Here is a 2,689-nt window from a genome sequence, read left to right on the forward strand (position 1 = left end):
AGGCGGGCAGCGTGACGGCGGTACGCGCGACCAAGGCATTGATTCCGTATCCCAACATCAAGGCGAAGTTGAGCCAGAGCAATGCCAGCAGCAGGCCGTAGTAGTCCAGGCGGGCATGCTGCTCATCCCTGTGCAGCGTGCCAATTTCCAGGGCGCTGTCCCCAGAGGCTTGAAGCCGATGCCTACGCATGAGCAAGCTTGCGACTGGGCCCCCGATGGTGCAGGCCGCGATCAGGCCGATCATGTTCGCTGCCAATCCCAGTTCCTGCGCTTGCGCAATGCCGAGGTTGTGAACGAAGTGATCGGACCAGGCCAAGGTGGTGCCCACGCCTCCTGTCAGGGAAATCGATCCCACCATCAGCCCGGTGCGCGGATCCAGGCCGAAGGCGCGTGCCATCTCCATCCCGGCCAGGTTCTGCAGCACCATGAACCCGATGGCCAACCCCGACAGGATCAGCAAGGGCCGTCCACCATGGCGCAGCGTGCGGGCGTCGGTACCCAGGCCAATGGCCGCAAAGAAGTACAGCAGCAGCGCGTCACGCGCTTCGAGATCGAAACTGATGACGATCCCCGCACCGTAGTACAGGGCGAAGACAACCAGGGCGCAGGCCAAGCCGCCCACCAGGGATTCCGGGATGCTGTATCGACGCAAGATGCCCCAACGCGCAACCAAGCCCTTGCCCACGAACAACAGCAGGATGGCGAGCGTGAATCCATGGAAGGCATCGATCGTCATCGCGCCTTCTCCCTGTCCAGGCAGGACAGCGCATGGCTGGCGGCTATCCACTCTTCGTTGGTGGGCTCGACCGCCACGGTGACCTGACTGTGATCGCTGGAAATCGTCGCCGCGTGGCTGGCGTTGGCATCGGTATCCAAGGCAATGCCCAAAAAGCCCAGCGCCGCACAGATGCGCTCGCGAATGAACGCATTGTGTTCACCGACACCCGCCGTGAACACCAGCATGTCCAGGCCACCCAGCACGGCGACCAAGGCCCCGATCTCGCGTACGATGCGGCGCACGTAAAGGGCCAGTGCCAAGCGCGCTCGCTCCCCCGTTTCGCCTGCATCGTTCTCGTGTCCGACAATGACGCGCGGCTCGGCCGAGATTCCCGAAACGCCGAGCAGGCCGGACTCGTGATAGAGGACGCGCCCCACTTGCTCCAGTGAGAGCTTCTCGATTTCCATCAGGTAGAGCACCGCACCCGGATCGAGCGCGCCGGTGCGGGTGCCCATCATCAGGCCGTCAAGCGCGGAGAAGCCCATGGTGGTGGCCGCGCTTTTGAGTCCACGCATGGCGCACAGACTGGCGCCACTGCCCAGATGGGCAACGACGGTGCGACCGCGCGCGGCGTCGCCATGGCGTTCGGGCAAGGCCACTGCCATGTACTCATACGACAGGCCGTGAAACCCGTACCGACGCAGACCGCGCTCCCATGCGGCATAGGGCAACGGCAGGACCTTCTCGACCTGGGGCAAAGTGTGGTGGAAGGCCGTGTCGAAGCAGGCCATCTGTGGCAGATCGGGCTGCTCCCGCAGCAGGATCTCCACGGCTTCGAGCGCGAATGGCTGGTGCAGCGGGGCCAGAGGAATGTAGCCCTTGAGGTCGGCCAGGACATTCGCGTCCACGCGCACGGGCATGAAGTATTTACTGCCGCCGTGGACGATACGATGGGCGACCGCACCGATCCGGCGGCCGTCGAGCCGCTGGCTGACACGATCGCGGATGAGGCGCAGTGCGGCGCGATACGGATGTGCCGTTTCCAGTTCGATCGGGAACGGCGCAACCCCCGTCTCTCCGAAATCCGGGTTGGCGCCACCGATTCCCTGCACCTTGCCATTCCACAATGCCTGGCGCGGCAGTGGCGCGGCCGAGGAATCGAACACCGCGAACTTGATACTGGATGAGCCGCAGTTCAGCACAAGGATCAGTCTGTGTTCGTGGCGCCTAGAGCGGGCCATGGTGACGTCCATCAGGTCGTCCTCTCTGCGCGCCGTCCGTGCGACCTCGCCAAGGTGTGCGCGGTTGTCTGCGGTCTCATCGTCTTCAGACTTAGCGCGCTGTGTAGCCGCCATCGGCGATGAGCTGGGTGCCAGCAAGGAAGCTGCTTCCTTCCGATAGCAAAAACGCCACGGCATGGGCGATTTCGTCCGGTGTACCCAGGCGACCGATCGGATGCAGGCCAACGGCCTCTTGGAGGGCCGATTCATCCAGGAAATCCAGGATGGGCGTACGTACGTAACCGGGATGGATCGAATTGATCCGGATTCCCTTGGGGGCATAGGCCAGCGCTGCCGACCGGGTCAGCCCGGTAACAGCATGCTTGGCTGCGACGTACGCGGGGTTCGCTGCGTCGCCCACCACTCCGAGGATGGAGGAGACGTTGACGATGGCGCCGCCTCCAGAGCGCAGGATGGCGGGAATCTGATGGCGCAGGCCATAGAACACGCCGTTCAGGTTGACATCGATCACCCGGCTCCAGGCGGCAGGGTCCAGTTCCCCCACAGGACTCTGGTCGCCACTGATACCGGCGTTATTGACGGCAAAATGAAGGTCGCCAAACGCATCGACCGCGCAGGCCACGGCAGCCTGGACCTCATCGATGCGTGCCACGTCGGCCACATTGGCCACGGCGTGGCCGCCCTCGGCGTTGATGAGACTGGTGACGCGCTGCGCATTGTCGGCGCTGAC

The 2,689-nt window shown here is 64.0% G+C and carries 3 protein-coding genes; all 3 read right to left on the minus strand.

The features are described from left to right. Window positions 1–736: sodium/glutamate symporter (locus IT549_RS01500; RefSeq protein ID WP_292969487.1), on the minus strand; the 736-nt coding region annotated here is incomplete at its 3' end. After that, entirely contained in the window at window positions 733–1,971 is a 1,239-nt protein-coding gene (locus IT549_RS01505) for an acetate/propionate family kinase (RefSeq protein WP_051084431.1), read from the minus strand. The genes IT549_RS01505 and IT549_RS01500, both read right to left, overlap by 4 nt. 79 nt (window positions 1,972–2,050) lie before the next feature. After that, window positions 2,051–2,689 (minus strand): SDR family NAD(P)-dependent oxidoreductase (locus tag IT549_RS01510; protein WP_292969488.1); only part of this gene is annotated, 639 nt, incomplete at its 5' end.

This window comes from Novosphingobium sp. (assembly GCF_020852455.1).
GTDB lineage: Bacteria > Pseudomonadota > Alphaproteobacteria > Sphingomonadales > Sphingomonadaceae > Novosphingobium.